General features: G+C 62.7%; 12 protein-coding genes and 1 pseudogene. 8 read left to right on the plus strand and 5 right to left on the minus strand.

What is annotated here, in order from left to right:
* Positions 1-39 precede the first annotated feature (39 nt).
* Positions 40-1,386: an aspartate aminotransferase family protein gene (locus LCM4576_RS19255; RefSeq protein ID WP_071033884.1), complete on the minus strand. Its 1,347-nt coding sequence runs from the start codon at positions 1,384-1,386 to the stop codon at positions 40-42.
* Positions 1,383-2,267 carry a MurR/RpiR family transcriptional regulator gene (locus LCM4576_RS19260; protein ID WP_071033886.1) on the minus strand — a complete coding sequence of 295 codons (885 nt, stop codon included), beginning with the start codon at positions 2,265-2,267 and terminating at the stop codon, positions 1,383-1,385. The genes LCM4576_RS19255 and LCM4576_RS19260 overlap by 4 nt, the downstream gene beginning before the upstream one ends.
* Positions 2,268-2,325: 58 nt before the next feature.
* On the opposite strand from LCM4576_RS19260, the gene LCM4576_RS19265 reads away from it, so the two are divergent.
* Positions 2,326-3,204: a 3-keto-5-aminohexanoate cleavage protein gene (locus tag LCM4576_RS19265; RefSeq protein ID WP_244510848.1), complete on the plus strand. Its 879-nt coding sequence runs from the start codon at positions 2,326-2,328 to the stop codon at positions 3,202-3,204.
* 244 nt (positions 3,205-3,448) lie between these two features.
* Here the strand turns inward: LCM4576_RS19265 and LCM4576_RS35880 are convergent.
* Positions 3,449-3,586, minus strand: a pseudogene (locus LCM4576_RS35880) (sigma factor); the annotation flags it as partial.
* A gap of 629 nt (positions 3,587-4,215) precedes the next feature.
* Between LCM4576_RS35880 and LCM4576_RS19275 the strand changes: the two are divergent.
* The 4 genes from LCM4576_RS19275 (at position 4,216) to LCM4576_RS19290 (ending at position 9,071) form a co-directional block, all read left to right on the plus strand.
* On the plus strand, positions 4,216-5,433 hold the full coding sequence (locus LCM4576_RS19275; protein WP_083361436.1) for an NEW3 domain-containing protein: 1,218 nt from the start codon (positions 4,216-4,218) through the stop codon (positions 5,431-5,433).
* Positions 5,430-6,371 (plus strand): ABC transporter ATP-binding protein, encoded by a 942-nt coding sequence (locus tag LCM4576_RS19280; RefSeq protein ID WP_071033890.1) that lies wholly within the window; start codon positions 5,430-5,432, stop codon positions 6,369-6,371. Before LCM4576_RS19275 ends, LCM4576_RS19280 begins: the two co-directional genes overlap by 4 nt.
* Positions 6,355-7,314 (plus strand): ABC transporter permease, encoded by a 960-nt coding sequence (locus LCM4576_RS19285; RefSeq protein WP_071033891.1) that lies wholly within the window; start codon positions 6,355-6,357, stop codon positions 7,312-7,314. Before LCM4576_RS19280 ends, LCM4576_RS19285 begins: the two co-directional genes overlap by 17 nt.
* A 212-nt stretch (positions 7,315-7,526) precedes the next feature.
* On the plus strand, positions 7,527-9,071 hold the full coding sequence (locus LCM4576_RS19290; protein WP_071033893.1) for a Do family serine endopeptidase: 1,545 nt from the start codon (positions 7,527-7,529) through the stop codon (positions 9,069-9,071).
* A 415-nt stretch (positions 9,072-9,486) separates the two neighbouring features.
* Here LCM4576_RS19290 and LCM4576_RS19295 read toward each other — a convergent pair whose 3' ends face one another.
* A complete protein-coding gene (locus tag LCM4576_RS19295) occupies positions 9,487-12,321 on the minus strand; it encodes an EAL domain-containing protein (RefSeq protein WP_071033895.1) in 2,835 nt (944 codons plus the stop codon).
* Between the two features lie 354 nt (positions 12,322-12,675).
* On the opposite strand from LCM4576_RS19295, the gene LCM4576_RS19300 reads away from it, so the two are divergent.
* The 3 genes from LCM4576_RS19300 to LCM4576_RS37740 all read left to right on the plus strand — a co-directional run bounded on the left by LCM4576_RS19300 (position 12,676) and on the right by LCM4576_RS37740 (position 13,693).
* Positions 12,676-12,882, plus strand: coding sequence for a hypothetical protein (locus LCM4576_RS19300; protein ID WP_071033897.1), 207 nt, complete (start codon positions 12,676-12,678; stop codon positions 12,880-12,882).
* A 348-nt stretch (positions 12,883-13,230) separates the two neighbouring features.
* Positions 13,231-13,392 (plus strand): hypothetical protein, encoded by a 162-nt coding sequence (locus tag LCM4576_RS36550; RefSeq protein ID WP_157900459.1) that lies wholly within the window; start codon positions 13,231-13,233, stop codon positions 13,390-13,392.
* Between the two features lie 112 nt (positions 13,393-13,504).
* Positions 13,505-13,693: a ComEA family DNA-binding protein gene (locus tag LCM4576_RS37740; protein ID WP_407067385.1), complete on the plus strand. Its 189-nt coding sequence runs from the start codon at positions 13,505-13,507 to the stop codon at positions 13,691-13,693.
* Positions 13,694-13,835: 142 nt separating this feature from the next.
* Here the strand turns inward: LCM4576_RS37740 and LCM4576_RS19310 are convergent, their stop codons facing one another.
* Entirely contained in the window at positions 13,836-16,223 is a 2,388-nt protein-coding gene (locus tag LCM4576_RS19310; RefSeq protein WP_198540269.1) for a membrane-bound PQQ-dependent dehydrogenase, glucose/quinate/shikimate family, read from the minus strand.
* Positions 16,224-16,647 lie beyond the last annotated feature (424 nt).

Consider the following 16,647-nt stretch of genomic DNA (forward strand, 5'->3'; position numbering starts at 1 on the left):
TTCCTCCTGGTGGTGCCCCGGCCTTGCGCCGGGCTCTGGTCAGGCGCGCCCCGCCAAATCGGGAGCGCGCAAGGCTGCATGGACGGCATCGCCGAGCCGTTCGACGATGGCGTCGATCTCCTGGCTCGTGGAAATGAAGGGCGGCGCGAGCAGCACATGGTCACCGCGGGCGCCATCGATCGTGYCGCCCATCGGATAAACCATCAATCCGTTGTGCATCGCTTCGCGCTTGATGCGCGCGTTGAGTTTCAGCGCCGGATCGAAAGGCTCCTTCGAACCACGATCCGCCACGAGTTCGATCGCCTGGAACAGGCCGCGGCCACGAATGTCTCCGACATGATGATGATTACCGAAACGTTCCCTCAGGCGCCGCTCCAGATGCAGGCCCATCGCCCTGACGTTGTCGAGCAGATGGTCGCGGCGGATCACTTCCTGGACGGCAAGCCCAGCGGCCGCGGCCATCGGATGGCCCATATAGGTATGGCCGTGCTGAAAGAAGCCGGAGCCGTTCGCGAACGCATCGAAGACATGCCGGCCGAGCAGCACGGCGCCGATTGGCTGATAGCCTCCGCCGAGTCCCTTGGCGATGGTCAAGAGATCGGGAACGACGCCTTCCTGCTCACAGGCGTGGAGGGTGCCGGTGCGGCCCATGCCGCACATCACCTCGTCCAGGATGAGCAGGACGCCGTAGCGGTCGCATATCGCTCGGATGCGCTTGAAATAATCAGCCACCGGCGGCACGGCTCCGGCAGTCGCGCCGACCACCGTTTCGGCGACGAAGGCGATGACCTCGCCGGCGCCGAGTTCGAGTATCTTGTCCTCCAGGGCCTGCGCCGCCCGTGCCGCGTAGTCGGCGTCGCTTTCGCCAGGCAGCTGAGAGCGATAGGCGAAACATGGATCGATATGATGGGTCTCGATCAGCAGCGGCTGGAACTGTCGCCGCCGCCATTCATTGCCCCCCGCAGCGAGCGCGCCGAGTGTGTTGCCGTGATAACTCTGACGGCGGGCAATCACGTGGCGGCGCTGCGGCTCGCCTCTCTCGATGAAATACTGCCGCGCCATCTTCAGTGCGGCCTCGACAGCCTCTGATCCGCCGCTGACGAGATAGACATGGCTGATGCCAGCGGGGGCGTCTTCAACGAGGCGGTCGGCCAGCCGCTCGGCAATTTCGGTGGTGAAGAAACTGGTATGGGCATAGGCAATGYGGTCGAGCTGATCACGCAGCGCCGCGATGACATCCGGATGGCCATGGCCAAGGCACGAGACAGCCGCGCCGCCCGATGCATCGATGTAAGCGCGGCCGTCGCTGTCGAATATGCGGATGCCCTTGCCGCCCACTGCGGGGGGGAGCGAGCCTTTGACGGTGCGGTGGAGCAGATGGGTCATTTCTTGCCCAGACGCGGTTTGAGGTGAACGTTAAGCGCTGCGTGATGCTCATCGGTACGTCGCAGTTCCGCCAAGGCCTGCTCGCCGCCGTGGCCGGCAAGGAGCGCAGCCAGGATTTCCGCGACAGCAAAGGCCGGCGCCATGGTGTGGAAGAAGGACGGACTTTGCGTCGGGATGAGGATCACGTTCGTTGCGATCTGAGCGAGCGGCGCTACCTCGCTATCCGTGATCGCAACGAGGGGGACACCGCGCCTGGCGGCATATTCGGCGATCTCCACCGTCTGGCGCGTGTAGGGGAGCACGCTCGCCACCAGCAGCACGTCGTCGGGGGTGGCGCGGCCTATCGCATCGGCGCCGGTTGCGGCCACGCCGTCGAGCAGCACCGATCGATCGCCGACGAGCGACAGGACGTAGTGCACGTGCCAGGCGACGGGGTGGCTGGAGCGCAGGCCGAGGCAATAGATCCGCCGCGCCGACGAGAGGCAACTCGCGGCCGCCACGATCTGATCCAGAACCTCCGGTCTCGAAAGCCGGTCGATATGGGCGGCGAGCGCATCCATCATCTCGGCTGCCTGGCCGCGATCGCCCCTGAGCTTCTGGCTGAGCACCTGGATTCCGGCTTTTCCGGCAAAGCCCTGGTATCCGCTCCGAACCGCTGCCGCGTAGGTGTCGCGTATGACGTCGTAGCCTTCGAAGCCGAGATGCTTGGCGAGACGCGTCATCGTGGCCGGCTGCACGCCTGCCTGCCGCGCCTGTTCGCGCATCGAAAGAAGCGCCACGTCGCTGGGATGATCGAGCATGTAGCGCGCTGCGGCCTGCAGCTGCGTCGACATGCCGTCGAACTCTGCGATGATGCGTTCCGTCAAAGGCCCCTGACCCATCAAGGCAGTCTGGCGCGCCTTAATCCTATTTGCAACAAGTGATTCACAAGATATCGTAATGATCCAATTGTCTGGTCACGGTACGATGTCCCGATCCTCCGATAGGCCGGTTGCCATTGCCGTTGCGCCGAATGGCGGCCGGCGAACCAAGGCCGACCATCCGGCCTTGCCCATGACGCCTGCCGAGCTCGCTCGATCGGCGGCCGAATGCCTCGATGCGGGCGCGTCAATGATCCACCTGCACGTGCGCGACCGACACGGCCAGCACATTCTCGATCCTGACGCCTATCGGGCTGCCATTCTTGCCGTTCGCCAGGCAGTYGGCGACGCGATGTTGGTGCAGATCACAAGCGAGTCGCTTGGCKCATACGAAGCCGGAAAGCAGATGGACGTGGTGCGCCAGACCAGGCCCGAGGCGGTGTCGCTCGCGCTGCGTGAGCTTGTCCCCAGCAGAGATGCCGAGCCAGATCTTGCGGCATTCCTGGCTTGGCTGAAGCGTGAAAGCATAATGGCGCAGATCATCCTTTATGAGCCTGACGAGGCTTTGTATCTGTTCGACATGCACCGGCGCGGCCTGATCCCCTGGGACCACATTCCCGTGCTTTTGGTTCTCGGCCGTTATACGGCGTCACAGCAGTCTGCCCCGAACGATCTGCTGCCGTTTCTTTCGCCCGGCATKCCACGCTTCCGGTCGTTCATGGTCTGYGCCTTCGGCCGTGACGAGGCTGCTTGCGTATGCGCGGGAGCATTGTTTGGTGGAGACGTCCGGGTCGGGTTCGAAAACAATCTCCTACTACCGGACGGTTCCATGGCGGCATCGAATGCGGTTCTGGTCCATACCGTGGCGCAGCAGCTGCGGGGATTTGGCCGCTCTATCCGGTCCGCCGCCTCGTTGCGCCACGACTGGGAGGCTGGAGATGGCGACGAACCGCCTTGAAAGGCATTGCCGGGCCACTCTGCTTCTGTCGCAAAGACGGGCACCACCGAAGCGAAGGCGCTCAACTCTACTCGGCCTGAATTCGGCCTCGTTCGACGAGAGAGGGCAAGCCAATGAGGGGAGGTCAGCCAGGTAGGTTTCGGCGGTCCTGGCGTCTTGCGCGCCAATATCCGAATGGTCATCCGAAAATTGACGCCGTCGGCACCGTCAAAAGCCGCCTTAACCGTGCCCGTGCGGGTGTTCTGGAGTTCCTCGGGGAAAGCTCGCCGGGGGCGCTGATCGTGCGACGCATGATCGTGAAGAGCCAGGACTTCAGGCGCGTGCCCGGCTCGAACTTGTCCAGGTTGGCAAGTCCCTTGGCCAATGTCTCCTGCTCGAGATCGCCCATTACACGCGCATCAAAGCCGCCGCCAGGGAGGCTCCTGGGCTGCTTGACTGCGCCTCCAGCCGGCCAATTTCGGAGCCGTCGCAGGATTGGTGCGTCCAAAGCAGGGAAGTGCATCAAGCCATCCAGAAACTGCCGTCCCATCAGCGTGAGGTTCTGGTGCTGATCGGTGTGTGAATCATGTAGAAGTAGGATAAAGGATTTTCCAATATTCGAAACTTGTACTTTTTGCCTCTAAACAAGCGCCAGTTACCGTCGGGGAGCGAGACTTGCCGAAACCTCTAGCGCCTACCCGAAAGCCGCGTAGCCGGTTCCTGCTGCTCTTCCGGCGGAGACCGATCAGACGTGGTTTGCCCGCACCTGCCGCGGGGTGAGGTCGCGGTTACCGCAATTCGTCGTTGCGCAGTGTTCTTCTCCACGACCAGTTCCGCCTTTTCGGCGAGAGAGAAACTGGTCGCCGTCATCACGCGTTATTACAAGACAGGCACAAATCCGTGAACATGGCCTGGTCGGCCTGGAATTGCCCAACTCGTGCCACATTGAAGGGTCCATTTTTTCTTCCCTGCAAATGCCTCCAAGGCTTTGCAAGAAAACGACAATTTTCGATTTATGAGCGGGAGGTATCCATGGTTCCTGCGGGTATTCGCGCGCCCTTTTCGACCCSGACGACCTGTATCACAGCAGCCCTGATCGCAATCGGGCTCGCTTCAACCGCACCCCAGGCATACGCACAGTCGGCCGCGAGTGCGGCTGCTCAGTCGCCGAGCGGTTTGTGGCTGACCACGCCCTATCCGGAGTTCTCGGCCCAGGCCGGGAAGAACGTCAGCGTGCCCTTGAACCTGGCTAACCGCGGACTGCCGCCGCAACGCGTCGAGCTCGGTGTCGATGGCCTRCCTGATGGCTGGAAGTGGGAGATCGACGGCGGCGGCAAACCCGTCACCGCGGCAATTGCCGGGTCGGACGGCACGGTCAGCCTCACGCTGAAGTTGAAGYCTCCGCCGGGCGACGTCGGCAAGGCCGTGAACTTTGCCGTGTCCGGCAAGGCTTCTACAGAGGCTTTGAAATTGCCGATGGCGATGACGCTCACCAAGACCGAGCCTGCGAAGCTGACGCTGGAGCCAAAGCTGCCAGCGTTGCGCGGCACCGCCAAATCGGCYTTCGACTTCCAGGTCGATATCAAGAACGACGGCCAAGAGGATTCGACTGTAAATCTACTGTCGAAGGCGCCACCCGGCTTCCAAGTGACCTTCAAGCAGGGCTATGGCTCGCAGGAACTGACAAGCTTGCCGCTAAAGGCGGGAGAATCGAAAACGCTGTCCGTCAGCGTCCAGCCGCCGGACAACGCTGAGGCGGGCCAGTATCCGGTGGCCGTGGCCGCCAGCGGCGGCGCCGCCAACGCCGACACCAAACTGCTGCTCGACATCACCGGCAGGCCATCCGTTTCTCTTTCAGGGCCGCAGGGGCGGCTTTCGGGCGACGCAACGGCGGGTCAGGAGCGTACCTTCACATTCACACTGTCGAACAGCGGGTCGGCCCCTGTCCGCGATCTGAAGCTTTCGGCGAGCCCGCCGTCCGRCTGGAAAGTCACCTTCAATCCTGAGAAGGTCGAGGAGATCGCACCAGGCGGAACATCCGAGGTCGGCGTCTCGATGACACCTTCGGCCCAGGCGATCGCTGGCGACTACATGGTCTCGGTCCGTGCCAATGGAGATGGGGCATCCGATAGCGCCAATTTCCGGGTGACGGTGCGCACATCCACGCTTTGGGGCGCGACTGGCCTCGGGGTTATCGGCGCCTCTGCGCTGATGCTCGCCTTTGCCGTAACGCGGTATGGACGCCGATGACAACGGTCATAGAAGCGCTCGGCCTTACCAAGCGGTACGGCCGTTTTGCAGCGGTTGACGGCATCGACCTCGCGGTCGAGAAGGGCGAGGTGTTCGGCTTGCTAGGCCCTAATGGCTCAGGAAAGACCACCACCATCCTCTTGCTTCTCGGCCTCACGGAACCGACTGCGGGCTCGAGCAGCGTGCTCGGGCTCGATCCGTTGCGCCAGCCGCTCGCCGTCAAGAGGCGGGTCGGCTATCTGCCGGACCAGATCGGCTTTTACGATCATCTGACCGCATGGGAAAATCTCGCCTACACCGCAAGGCTTGCCGGCCTCATGTCGAAAGAGGCCAACGAGCGCATCGCCGGCGCCCTCGGGAGAGTGCGGCTCGAGGAGGTCGCCAATCGCCGCGTCGCGACTTTCTCGCGCGGCATGCGCCAGCGGCTCGGGCTGGCGGAGGTGCTGGTCAAACGGGCCGAGATCGCCATTCTCGACGAGCCGACTTCCGGTCTCGACCCGCAGTCGACGCAGGAACTGCTGGACTTGATCGGCGAGCTGGCGGGCGAGGGCGTGACGTTCGTGCTGTCCTCCCATCAACTCGCGATGATGCAGACGATCTGCGGCCGGGTGGCTCTTTTCCGCAGGGGCCAAGTCGGCCTCGTCGGCCGGGTCGAAGATCTCACCGCCAACGTCCTCGGCGGCACGTTCAGGATCGAAGTCGAAACCGAGAATGCGGAGCTGGTGAAGGTCCTGGCCGGGGTGCGGCACGTGTCCGGCCTGACGCGCTTGCGGGGCCGTCGCTGGCGCATCGACGCCGACGCGGATGTGAGGGCCGATGTCGCGCATCGTATCGTTGGCGCCGGCGGAGCCCTTCATTCCATAACCATGCGCCAGGCCACACTCGACGAGGTCTATGTTCGTTTTTTCGAGGGAGAAAGCCATGACGTCGCGGCGTGAAGGATCGCCGTTTGTTGGCCTGTCGACGGTCGCGCTCAAGGAAGCAGCCGATCATATGAACAGCATTCGCATTCATCTGGTGATGGTTCTGGTGCTCCTCACCGCCATYGGCTCGGTCTACGGCGCAATCGGGCAGATCAAGGCCACAGTCGGCGAGGACCAGTTCCTGTTCCTGCGCCTTTTCACCACCGCGCAGCAACCGTTGCCATCCTTCGTATTCTTCCTCGGCTTCCTTGTGCCTTTGGTGGCTATTGCGCTCGGCTTTGACGCCATCAATGGCGAATATAATCGCCGCACGCTGTCGCGCGTCCTGTCACAGCCGATCTATCGCGACGCGCTTCTTGCCGGCAAGTTCCTGGGCGGKTTGTTGGTGATCGCCATATGCTTGCTGGCTCTGTGGCTGCTGGTGACYGGTCTTGRYATGCTCCTGCTGGGGCTGYCACCGAGCGGTGAGGAGATCGCCCGCGGTCTTGCCTTCCTGTTCGCCTCATTTGTTTACGCCGGCGTCTGGCTGGCGGTAGCGATGGCCTTCTCCACAATCGTCAAATCGCCGGCGACTTCGGCACTTTGCGCCCTCACGGCATGGCTGCTGTTCACAGTGTTCTGGCCCATGCTGGCGCCGCTGATTGCCGGAGCCGTCGCGCCGGTCGATCCGCTCGATCCCTTGACGGCAGTTCATCAGATCGATGTTCAGCAGGCCATCGCCCGCATCTCGCCCAACACCCTCTACGGCGAAACCACGCTGGCCCTGCTCAATCCGGCAACGCGCTCGCTCGGTCTGCTGTTTACCGATCAGTTGAGCGGGGCCCTGATGGGCGCACCCCTGCCCTTCTCGCTGAGCGTCGCCCTCATCTGGCCGCAGCTCGCCGGCATGATCGCAGCACTTCTGGTGGTGTTCACCATCGCCTACGTTTCATTCCAGAGGCAAGAGATTAGAGCGTAAGAGCCGCTGATGAACGGGCTTTGTCTCAGATGGAAGCTTATGATCCCTGCATGAATGGCCGCAGCCAGACCATGTTAGGGCCTGTACTCTACGGATCCGTCAGCAAACCTTACTAAAGATTCATGCGTTGGAAATGAGATCGTAATGTTCCCCTCTCTATTCTTCCTAAACAGGACGCCCTTCAGGGCACATCTTGAAGAGGATACGAGATCATGAAAAACTCCCCCAGTATGTCTTCCAGCACCCGCAAGCGCCTGATGGCCGCCGTCGCTTCCCTGGCCATTGTCGGCACGGTYGGCGCAGGCGTGCTCGCAACCGGCACCGCCCCCGTGCTGGCCGATGCCGYGCGTGTCGAAGCCCCGCAGATGCCGAGTTTCGCCGATCTCGTCGAGCACGTCTCGCCGGCGGTCGTCAGCGTCAAGGTCAAGGCCAAGATCCAGCCGACCGCCGATGACGGCTCGGACGATCAGGACGGCTTCGACAACCTGCCCCCGCAGCTGCGCCGCTTCTTCAAGGAATTCCGCGGCTTCGGCGACCAGGGCGGCCAGTTCGGCATGCGTCGCTTCAACCACCGCGACCATGGCAATGGCCAGCCGCGTCCGATCGCTCAAGGGTCGGGCTTCTTCATCTCCGAGGACGGCTATCTCGTCACCAACAATCATGTCGTGTCGGAAGGCTCCGATTTCAGCGTCGCCACCAATGACGGCAAGGAGTTCGACGCCAAGCTGATCGGCACCGACCCGCGCACCGACCTTGCCGTGCTCAAGGTCGATGGCGGCGGCAACAAGTTCACCTATGTGGACTTCGCCGACGATTCCAAGGTCCGCATCGGCGACTGGGTGGTTGCCGTCGGCAATCCGTTCGGCCTCGGCGGAACCGTCACCGCGGGTATCGTCTCGGCCCGCGGYCGTGACATCGGCGCCGGTCCCTATGACGACTTCATTCAGATCGATGCCCCGGTCAACCGCGGCAATTCGGGCGGTCCGACCTTCAACCTCAACGGCCAGGTGGTCGGCATCAACACCGCCATCTTCTCGCCGTCGGGCGGCAGCGTCGGCATCGCCTTCGACATCCCGGCCTCGACGGCCAAGCAGGTCGTCGAGGACCTGATGAAGAACGGCTCGGTCCAGCGCGGCTGGCTCGGCGTCGAGATCCAGCCGGTCACCAAGGACATCGCCGAGTCGCTCGGCCTCAAGTCGGACAAGGGCGCGCTGGTGTCGAGCGCCCAGGATGGCGGGCCGGGCAAGAAGGCGGGCATCGTCGCCGGTGACGTCATCACCCAGGTCGACGGCAAGGATGTCGCCTCGCCGAAGGAGCTCGCCCGCATGATCGGTGCGTTCGCGCCGGGCAAATCGGTCGATGTCACGGTCTGGCGCAACGGCAAGAACGAGACGGTCAAGGTCGATCTCGGCACGCTGCCCGCGAGCGACAAGCAGGCCTCGAACGACGACAACAGCAAGCAGTCGGCGCCCGCCGCCAAGCCCGACAAGCTCGCCGATCTCGGCCTGACCGTCACGAAGTCCGACAACGGCAAGGGTCTCGTGGTCACCGATGTCGATCCCGACAGCGAGGCGGCYGACCGCGGCATCCAGCCCGGCGACGTCATCACCTCGATCAATTCTCACGAGGTGAACACCACCGACGACGTCTCCAAGGCGATGACCGATGCCGCCAAGGCCGGCCGCAAGGCCGTGCTGATGCAGATCACCCGCGACGATTCGAACCGCTTCGTGGCGCTGCCGGTCGGCAAGGGCTGAGGCATCAGCGTTCAGATTTTCCCTGCGGCGATATCAACCACCTCGCGTCGCCGCCGGGAAACGGAGTTCGGATTCGCTCTGTGCTCCTCCAGGTCACTGCCGACGGTCGCGATGTTGACTTCGCGGCCCTCGCCACCAGACAGGGTTCGYCGGCCAGAAATGCTAGAGGGCAAAGTTTGCTGTTCCAGGAAGGGCTCAATCCCCCTAACTCGACTCGACACCTGCTTTCGCGAGAGGTTCCAGGGGCCAGCAATATCTCTCCCTGACAGAGGAAAGGCGGGCTGGCTTTCGGAGGCGCTCGCCGGCCTGGTTCGGAAGCTGCGRCTGACACTTGCCTTTGATTGCCGCGCGCTCGCCGCAGACGATCAGAACGAGCAGCTTTCGGTTTGTTCGGCGGGCGGGGCGCCTTTGCCCCTCAAGCCCGGGAAGACGCACTTCTGGCTCGCCGGTCGCCAGCAATCAGGTTTTCGTTCCGCTCGCCTGTGATTTCGGGTGCAGGCTCGCTGATTTCGCCCGCCACAACTGCACGCGCCCGCTCCAGCATGGCGGGGATTTCCCGGGCAGGCAGGGGCCGACTGAGCAGGAAACCCTGTGCCTCGGTGCAGCCTTCCCGTCGTACCCGATCGAGTTGCTCGGCTGTCTCGAACCCTTCGGCGGTGGTCTCCATTCCGAGGCTGCTGCCGAGGCTTGTGACGGCCCGAATAATGGCGACGGAGCTGTCGACGCCCCCGGCATCCTTTATGAAGGCCTGATCGATCTTGATCTTGTCGAATGGAAACGAGCGCAGGTAGCTCAAGCTCGAATATCCGGTTCCGAAGTCGTCCATCGCGATATGCACACCCAGCAAGTGGATCTGTTTCAGCATCGCGAGAGTGGCCTCGGTGTCGGCCAGCAGCACGGTCTCGGTGATTTCAAGCTCGAGACGGCTCGCGGGCAATCCAGAGGCATCCAGGGCTGCGACAATCGTGGAAAGCAAGCGAGCGTTGCGAAACTGCGTCGGCGACAGGTTCACGGCAACCCGGATACCTTCGGGCCAGTTTRCCGCGTCGAGGCAAGCTTGCTTGATCACCCATTCCCCAATCGGGACGATCAGGCCGATCTCCTCGGCCAAGGGGATGAACTCAGACGGCGAAACGATTCCCCGGACCGGGTGATGCCAGCGCAGCAGCGCCTCGAAACAGCTGACCTCGCCGTTTTCGAGATTAAGGAGCGGTTGATAATAGATCTCGAACTGCTGCCGTCCCAAGGCGTCGCGCAGATCAAGCTCCAGAAACCGCCGCGCCTGCATACGGGCGTCCATTTCCGGCTCGAAGAACCYGTATGTTCTGCGGCCCTCGGCCTTTGCCCGGTAAAGYGCCATGTCGCCGTTCTTGAGCAGCTGGTCGGCGTTTGTGCCGTCGTCCGGCGCAATCGAGATGCCAACGCTGGCGCTGACCGTGACGCCATGGCCGTCAACGATATAGKGTGCGCTCAGCGCATGGATGACGCATTGCGCAAGGGCGGTGGCCTCGATCGGCTGATCGCTCCCCTTTTGAATGATCACGAACTCGTCGCCGCCAAGCCTGGCCACTGTGTCGTCCTCGCGCACGACCTGCCTCAGTCTTGCGGCGACCTCCTRCAGCAACACATCTCCGACCGGGTGTCCCAGCGTGTCGTTGACGGTCTTGAAATGATCAAGATCCAGGCAAAGGAAGGCTACCTTGCAATCCGTGCGAGCCATCTCGGCCAAGGCTTCCTCGGCGCGTTCGCGGAACAGAATGCGGTTTGGAAGTTCGGTAAGCCCGTCATGGCGCGCCACGTGCGAGATGCGAGCCTCGCTGCGCCGCAAATCTGTCACGTCGTGATGCGTGGCAAGCCATCCCCCGCCTGGCAGCGGCTGGTGAATGAGATCAATGGTGCGCCCGTCCCGGAGTTCGACAAGRCTCACAACCCGCTTGCCGCGGTCAATCGTCGCCGAGAGCTCTTCCAGATATTTTTCGGGGTCATGACCAACGTAAAGCCCCGCCGCGATCCGGAAACGCATCAAATCGGCCCAATGAGAGCCTGGACGAGTCATGCTCGCCGGCAAGTGGTAGAGATCGGCGTAGGTCTGATTGCAAAAAATCAACCGCCGCTCGGCATCAAACATGCACAGGCCCACAGGCATATTCGCGGCAGCGGCAACCAAATGCTGCCGTTCCGATTCAGCCTCGCGAGCCAGGGCCTCGTTGCGCTCCAGGCTGGCGCGRTAACCGGCGAAGGCGGAGAACAGGAGCCCGATCTCGTCGCGTCGGTCGCTTTTCAGCGCAACGAGCGTTGAGGCACGATCGCCCTGCGTCAACCGGTGCATCGCCGCGCTCACCTCGAGGATAGGCCTGCTGACATTATGGCGAATCCAGGCGACAAGCACGCCGAGGCAAACGGCGGCAAAGACGATCGCGGCCCAGGTCAGCCGCTGCGCGAAGGCGTAGGTGCGGTCCGCCATGGCCGCGGCAGCCGTGCTGCGCTGATCGGTGAGCGCCAGGAGGCCGTCGAGCCGCTGAGCCGCGGCCGCAACCGTGGGCAGCGAAACCGCCTCGAACTCGTTAGCTGCCTTCGTCCGCGCCGCGGTATCGAGAAGCGGAATGATCGACGAGCGAATCCAGGCGACAAGCACGCCGAGGCAAACGGCGGCAAAGACGATCGCGGCCCAGGTCAGYCGCTGCGCGAAGGCGTAGGTGCGGTCCGCCATGGCCGCGGCAGCCGTGCTGCGCTGATCGGTGAGCGCCAGGAGGCCGTCGAGCCGCTGAGCCGCGGCCGCAACCGTGGGCAGCGAAACCGCCTCGAACTCGTTAGCTGCCTTCGTCCGCGCCGCGGTATCGAGAAGCGGAATGATCGACGACAGGGAGTCTTGATACGCCGTCCACAGATTGACGAATTGATCGAATAGCTCCTGCTCGGCCGGTGATCCGGCACTCCTGCGGTAGGCGCGGCGATCTCGGAACATTTCTTCGCTCTCTCTCGCCATTTCCTTGTCGATGTCAGCCGTTTGGTGAGCATCGGTGTTACGCACCCGCAGGCTAGCGAAAAGCCGATGCTCCGCCAGGTTGCGCTTCATCTCGCCGACGATCTGGACCTGGGGCAACCAAATTCCGGTGATCTCGCTCGTCACCTTGTTGAGCGACCGCAGCTGCGCGACCCCAAACACACCAACCGTCACYGTGCAAAGCAACGCCAACCCAAAACCCAGCGAGAGCTTGCTGCCGACACTGACGTCCCTGAACCATTTCATTATGAACGCTGACCTGATAAGCTCAGTCCGACCCGCAGGCACGATTAGCGGTCAATTGGAGGCGCCTCGCCAGACTCGCGCTACAATATTAAAGCTCACTTAAGGCGACGTTTAGCGCAATTTGTTGCTGGTCATCGTCTGCCTTCAATGATGCAGCGCCAGAACAATTTCCGGTTACCCCCCTTGGGAAAAGAGAATACTCACCGCTCAACAGGGTTGCGCGAGCTACGCTAGTATTCTTCTGGACGCTGAGGCTTTTCGCTACAAATTTAATGAACGGCAGCTGTCGGAGGAGAGCCTGGAACACGACTGCTGACTAAGCCATGACCCACTGATTTTGGATGGAGGAAGGCCGTGGAAGATCMGGCCGGCTCGGTGCCCAACAAGCCTGATTTCTTCGTTCACAACGTTCTTGACACGTTCGAATACTCCGACCGCGGCGCGGTGGTCACGGTGATCGATCAGCAAGGSGCATGCATCCGTCTCCACGTCACCATCGCCACCGGGGAGCTGATTTGCGAGCACATAGCCGAGGCCTTGGAGCAGCGATACGGGAAATAACACCTCCAATCGCCGGCATGATGTCGCCGCCCAGCAGCCGGTCATGTCGAAGGTCATTCAGCGGAGCCGGTACGAACAGCTCCTTTGATGGAACCTTGTCACAGCGACCCAGTTTGGCTTTGCATGGCCCCCTCCCTCATTACTTCGCCTCTGTCCACACGTTCGGCCCAACAGGTGTTTGAGGATCATCTCCGGCTGAGGCTGCAAGGTCGTCTCGAGGAGGATCTGGCGCGCAACTACGCTACTGATGTTGTTCTCCTTACAGTCAATTCGAATGATTGTGGGCATGACGCGCTGAGGAACTCGGCAAGAAGGTTGAGGKAACAGTTGCCTGACGGGAAGTTCGAGTTGATCAAGAAGCAAGTGCGTGAACGCTTCGCATTGCTTATCTGGCGTGCGACCTCCGAGCGCTTCGACGCTGCAGACGGTGCCGACACCTTTTTCATTCAAGACGGTTTGATCCGCCTTCAAACGATCCACTACCGGCTGCTGTTGAGCGCCGACTACTAGTGYGTTCGAAGCGCGCGGAACTTCTTCTGAGTGGGTTGGTTGCACGTTGGTAACGACGAAAGCAGTGGCARTGTCAGGTCCGAAAACGCGCGAGGCTCATCACGCCGGAGAAGTGGTCGATCTAAATTCAGCGACCATTGACGAACTGATGGCGGCCGGAGGGCTCAACCTTGCGCAGGCAAATGCAGTTATCGAGGCCAGGCCGCTTGCGAGTTGGGGCGAAGTTGCGCAGCTCCCCGGATTTGACCCGGAAACGATCAGTCGCCTGAAGGCAGGCAGACTAGAGATTCGAACGCTCTAGCTCCCGCTCGTCGAGCTGCCCGATGGCGTCGCTGAAGGCGGGTAGCTGGTCCTGAGCAGAAAGACCGCCATGCGCACGGCACGCACGGCCGGTGAGGACCCGACCGGAGCCGCGCCGTTGCCGTACCCCGTGTCGACCACGCTCATTTGCTGGCCAATGCGTACGCAATCACGGCGTCGCCGTTGCGCGTACCCAACCCGCCATGACCGCCAGCGGCAATCGCTATATATTCGCGACCGTCGCGGCCTTGATAGACCGCCGGCGTCGCCTGCCCGCCAGCCGGCAGCCGCGCCCGCCACAGGACCTTGCCATTCCGCTCGTCGATCGCGCGGATGTAATCGTCGGCATAGGCTCCGACGAAGATCAGCCCGCCCGCGGTAATGGACGAGCCGCCGATGTTAAAGATGCCGGTCGGCAAYGGCAGGTCGTAGTGGGTCTTGAACAGCCCCATGTCGCGTGTGGTTCCGACGGGCCTCTCCCAGACAATCTGGCGGGTGGAGAGAWCGATCGCGACCATTTTGCCCCAGGGCGGCCGCATGCATGGGGCATCCAGCGCGTTGAGCCAGGGCTTCACGGTGACTTCGTAAGGGGTGCCATATTGCGGACCGTTGRCAAATTCAGGCGGTTGCGGATAAGGCTGGCCGCTCTGCCACCCGGCCCAAGGGTAAATCAGTCCCTTCTTCACTGCCTCATCGTGCGGCGTCGCTTTGGAGGTGAAAGGGATATAGCTGGTGTTGGCGATGAATAGATGGCGCGCGGGGTCGATAGCTCCGCCCTGCCAGTCGATCACGCCGTCGAAAGCCGGGTAGAGGATGGAGCCTTTCCTCGTCGGCGGCGTAAAGAGCCCGTCGTTTCGGCTGCCGGCGAGCTTGATGCGGCACAGCATCTGATCGATCGGGGTCACACCCCAGGTGTCTGCACCCGTCAGCCTGGCAGGCGTCAGGCTTGGCATTCCCACGGAATAGGGTTGGGTCGGAGAGAGCCTGTCGCCGGGCAGGCCGCCCTGCGGCACCGGCTTCTCCTCAACGGCGGCGAGCGGATGGCCGTCGCGACGATCGATCAGGAACAGCTGGCCATGCTTCGTGGTCTGCACCATCGCAGGCGTGCCGTCAGGCAGGTCCACAAGGCTGCCGGCGATCGGCAGATCGAAATCCCACACGTCGTGATGGACAGTCTGGAAGTGCCAACGCTCACGCCCGCTGTCGATCTCGAGCGCCACGATGGCGGAGCTGTACTTCTCGTCGAACGGCCGTCGTTTGGCGCCCCAGTAGTCGGGCGTGGCATTGCCCATGGGCACGTAGACCAACCCGAGCTTGTCGTCCGCTGTGTATGCGCCCCAGCCGTTCGGGGTGCCGCGTGTATAGATTTCGCCGGGCTTGAGGGGCGAGGTCGGATCRGCGCGACCCATGTCCCAGGCCCAGGCGAGCTTTCCGCTGCGGGCATCGAAGGCACGAATCACGCCCGACGGCTCGCCCTCCGTCTGATTGTCGTAAACCCAGCCGGAAAGGATGATCTTGCCGCGGGCGATCATCGGCTGCGAGGTTATGAAGTGGAAACCGGGTGGCACCACACCCATGCCCTGCCTCAGGTCCACATAGCCGTTCTCGCCGAAATCCGGACAGAGTTGGCCCGTCCGCGCATCCAATGCGAACAAACGCGCGTCGGCTGTCGTCGAGATGATCCGCTCGGAGCAAGTGTCCCCTGTCGGGCCGACCGTCGCGTGCGCGACGCCTCTGCAGGCGAGATAGATATTGGACCTGGTGTCGTTCTGCGGGTGGAAACGCCAGCGCTGATCACCGGTCACGGGGTCAAGCGCCACGACGTCGCGGTGCGGCGTGCACAGATACATGGTGTCGCCGACCTTGATCGGCGTTGCCTCGAAGTTGAACTCGTGGCCATGAGCGTTCTCCCCAGGGCGGGRCATGTCGCCTGTGTGAAAAGTCCAGGCGACCTTAAGCTGGTTGACATTGGCGGGGCTGATCTGCGTCAGAGGCGAGTATCGATGCCCGTCAGCCGTGCGGCCGTAATACATCCAGTCGCCAGGCGCGATCCCGAAGTCGGGATTGCTCACGGCCGAGGCCGATGCGATCTGGCCGTTCTGCCGCCACCGTTGGGCGGTTGTCATCCAGCCGGCGGCGAACACGAGCGCGATCAGCGCAACGCACACGCCGGCGCCGATCCAGCGGTGTGCCGCGCGAAGTCTGAGCCGTCCGGCGACCCAGGGCATCGCTATCCACAGACCCAAGACTGCTGGCGCTACCAGCCGCGGCAGCAACGCCCAACCGTCGAGGCCGACTTCGTAAAGGGACCAGACCAGGGTGAAGGCAAGGACGACCCCGTAGAGCCAAAACCCGAGCGGTCGCTGCAGAAGGATCAAGACTCCCGAGGCGATCAGCAGGAGCCCGGTCACGACGTAGTAGATGGTGCCGCCGAGCCACACAAGATCAGCACCGCCCACCGCAAGCACGGCGCCAATTAAAGCGACCAATAGGCCTGTTACCCCGGTAAGGCTCAGGAATCGGGCGCSCATCATAACCTCCATCGTTCCGGTTGGCGCAATTGCCCTCCTATGAACAGGAGCGCAGGCGTTGCGGGACCGCCAACCGTGGTGTCCCGACTTTGCGGGTTTGCGGTTATCGCTGGCCCCCGCCGACCGCAGATCTTCTAGCTGCGAAGCAGCCACCGAACACAGGGCGGGCCCGAGCTCGCGCGGTGGTAGCCATCGGATTCACGTCCCTTCCGACTTGCCTCCGTTTTTGTCTGGGGGCACTCTCGGATCGGGCCAGGCCGCAGGCCGTGAAGCGCATGCCGTTGGATCCGAGTTTCGTCCTTTCGCAGCCCTGCCCCAAACCGCGCCGACATCATAAGGTTCCTTGCTCTTGCCGGTAGCGAGCGAAACGCATCTCGCCAGGTTCGCCAAAGGCTCGAAAGGGAATGCCGTGCTCGAGGCCGCC

Source organism: Mesorhizobium sp. LCM 4576, assembly GCF_001854815.1.
GTDB lineage: Bacteria > Pseudomonadota > Alphaproteobacteria > Rhizobiales > Rhizobiaceae > Mesorhizobium > Mesorhizobium plurifarium.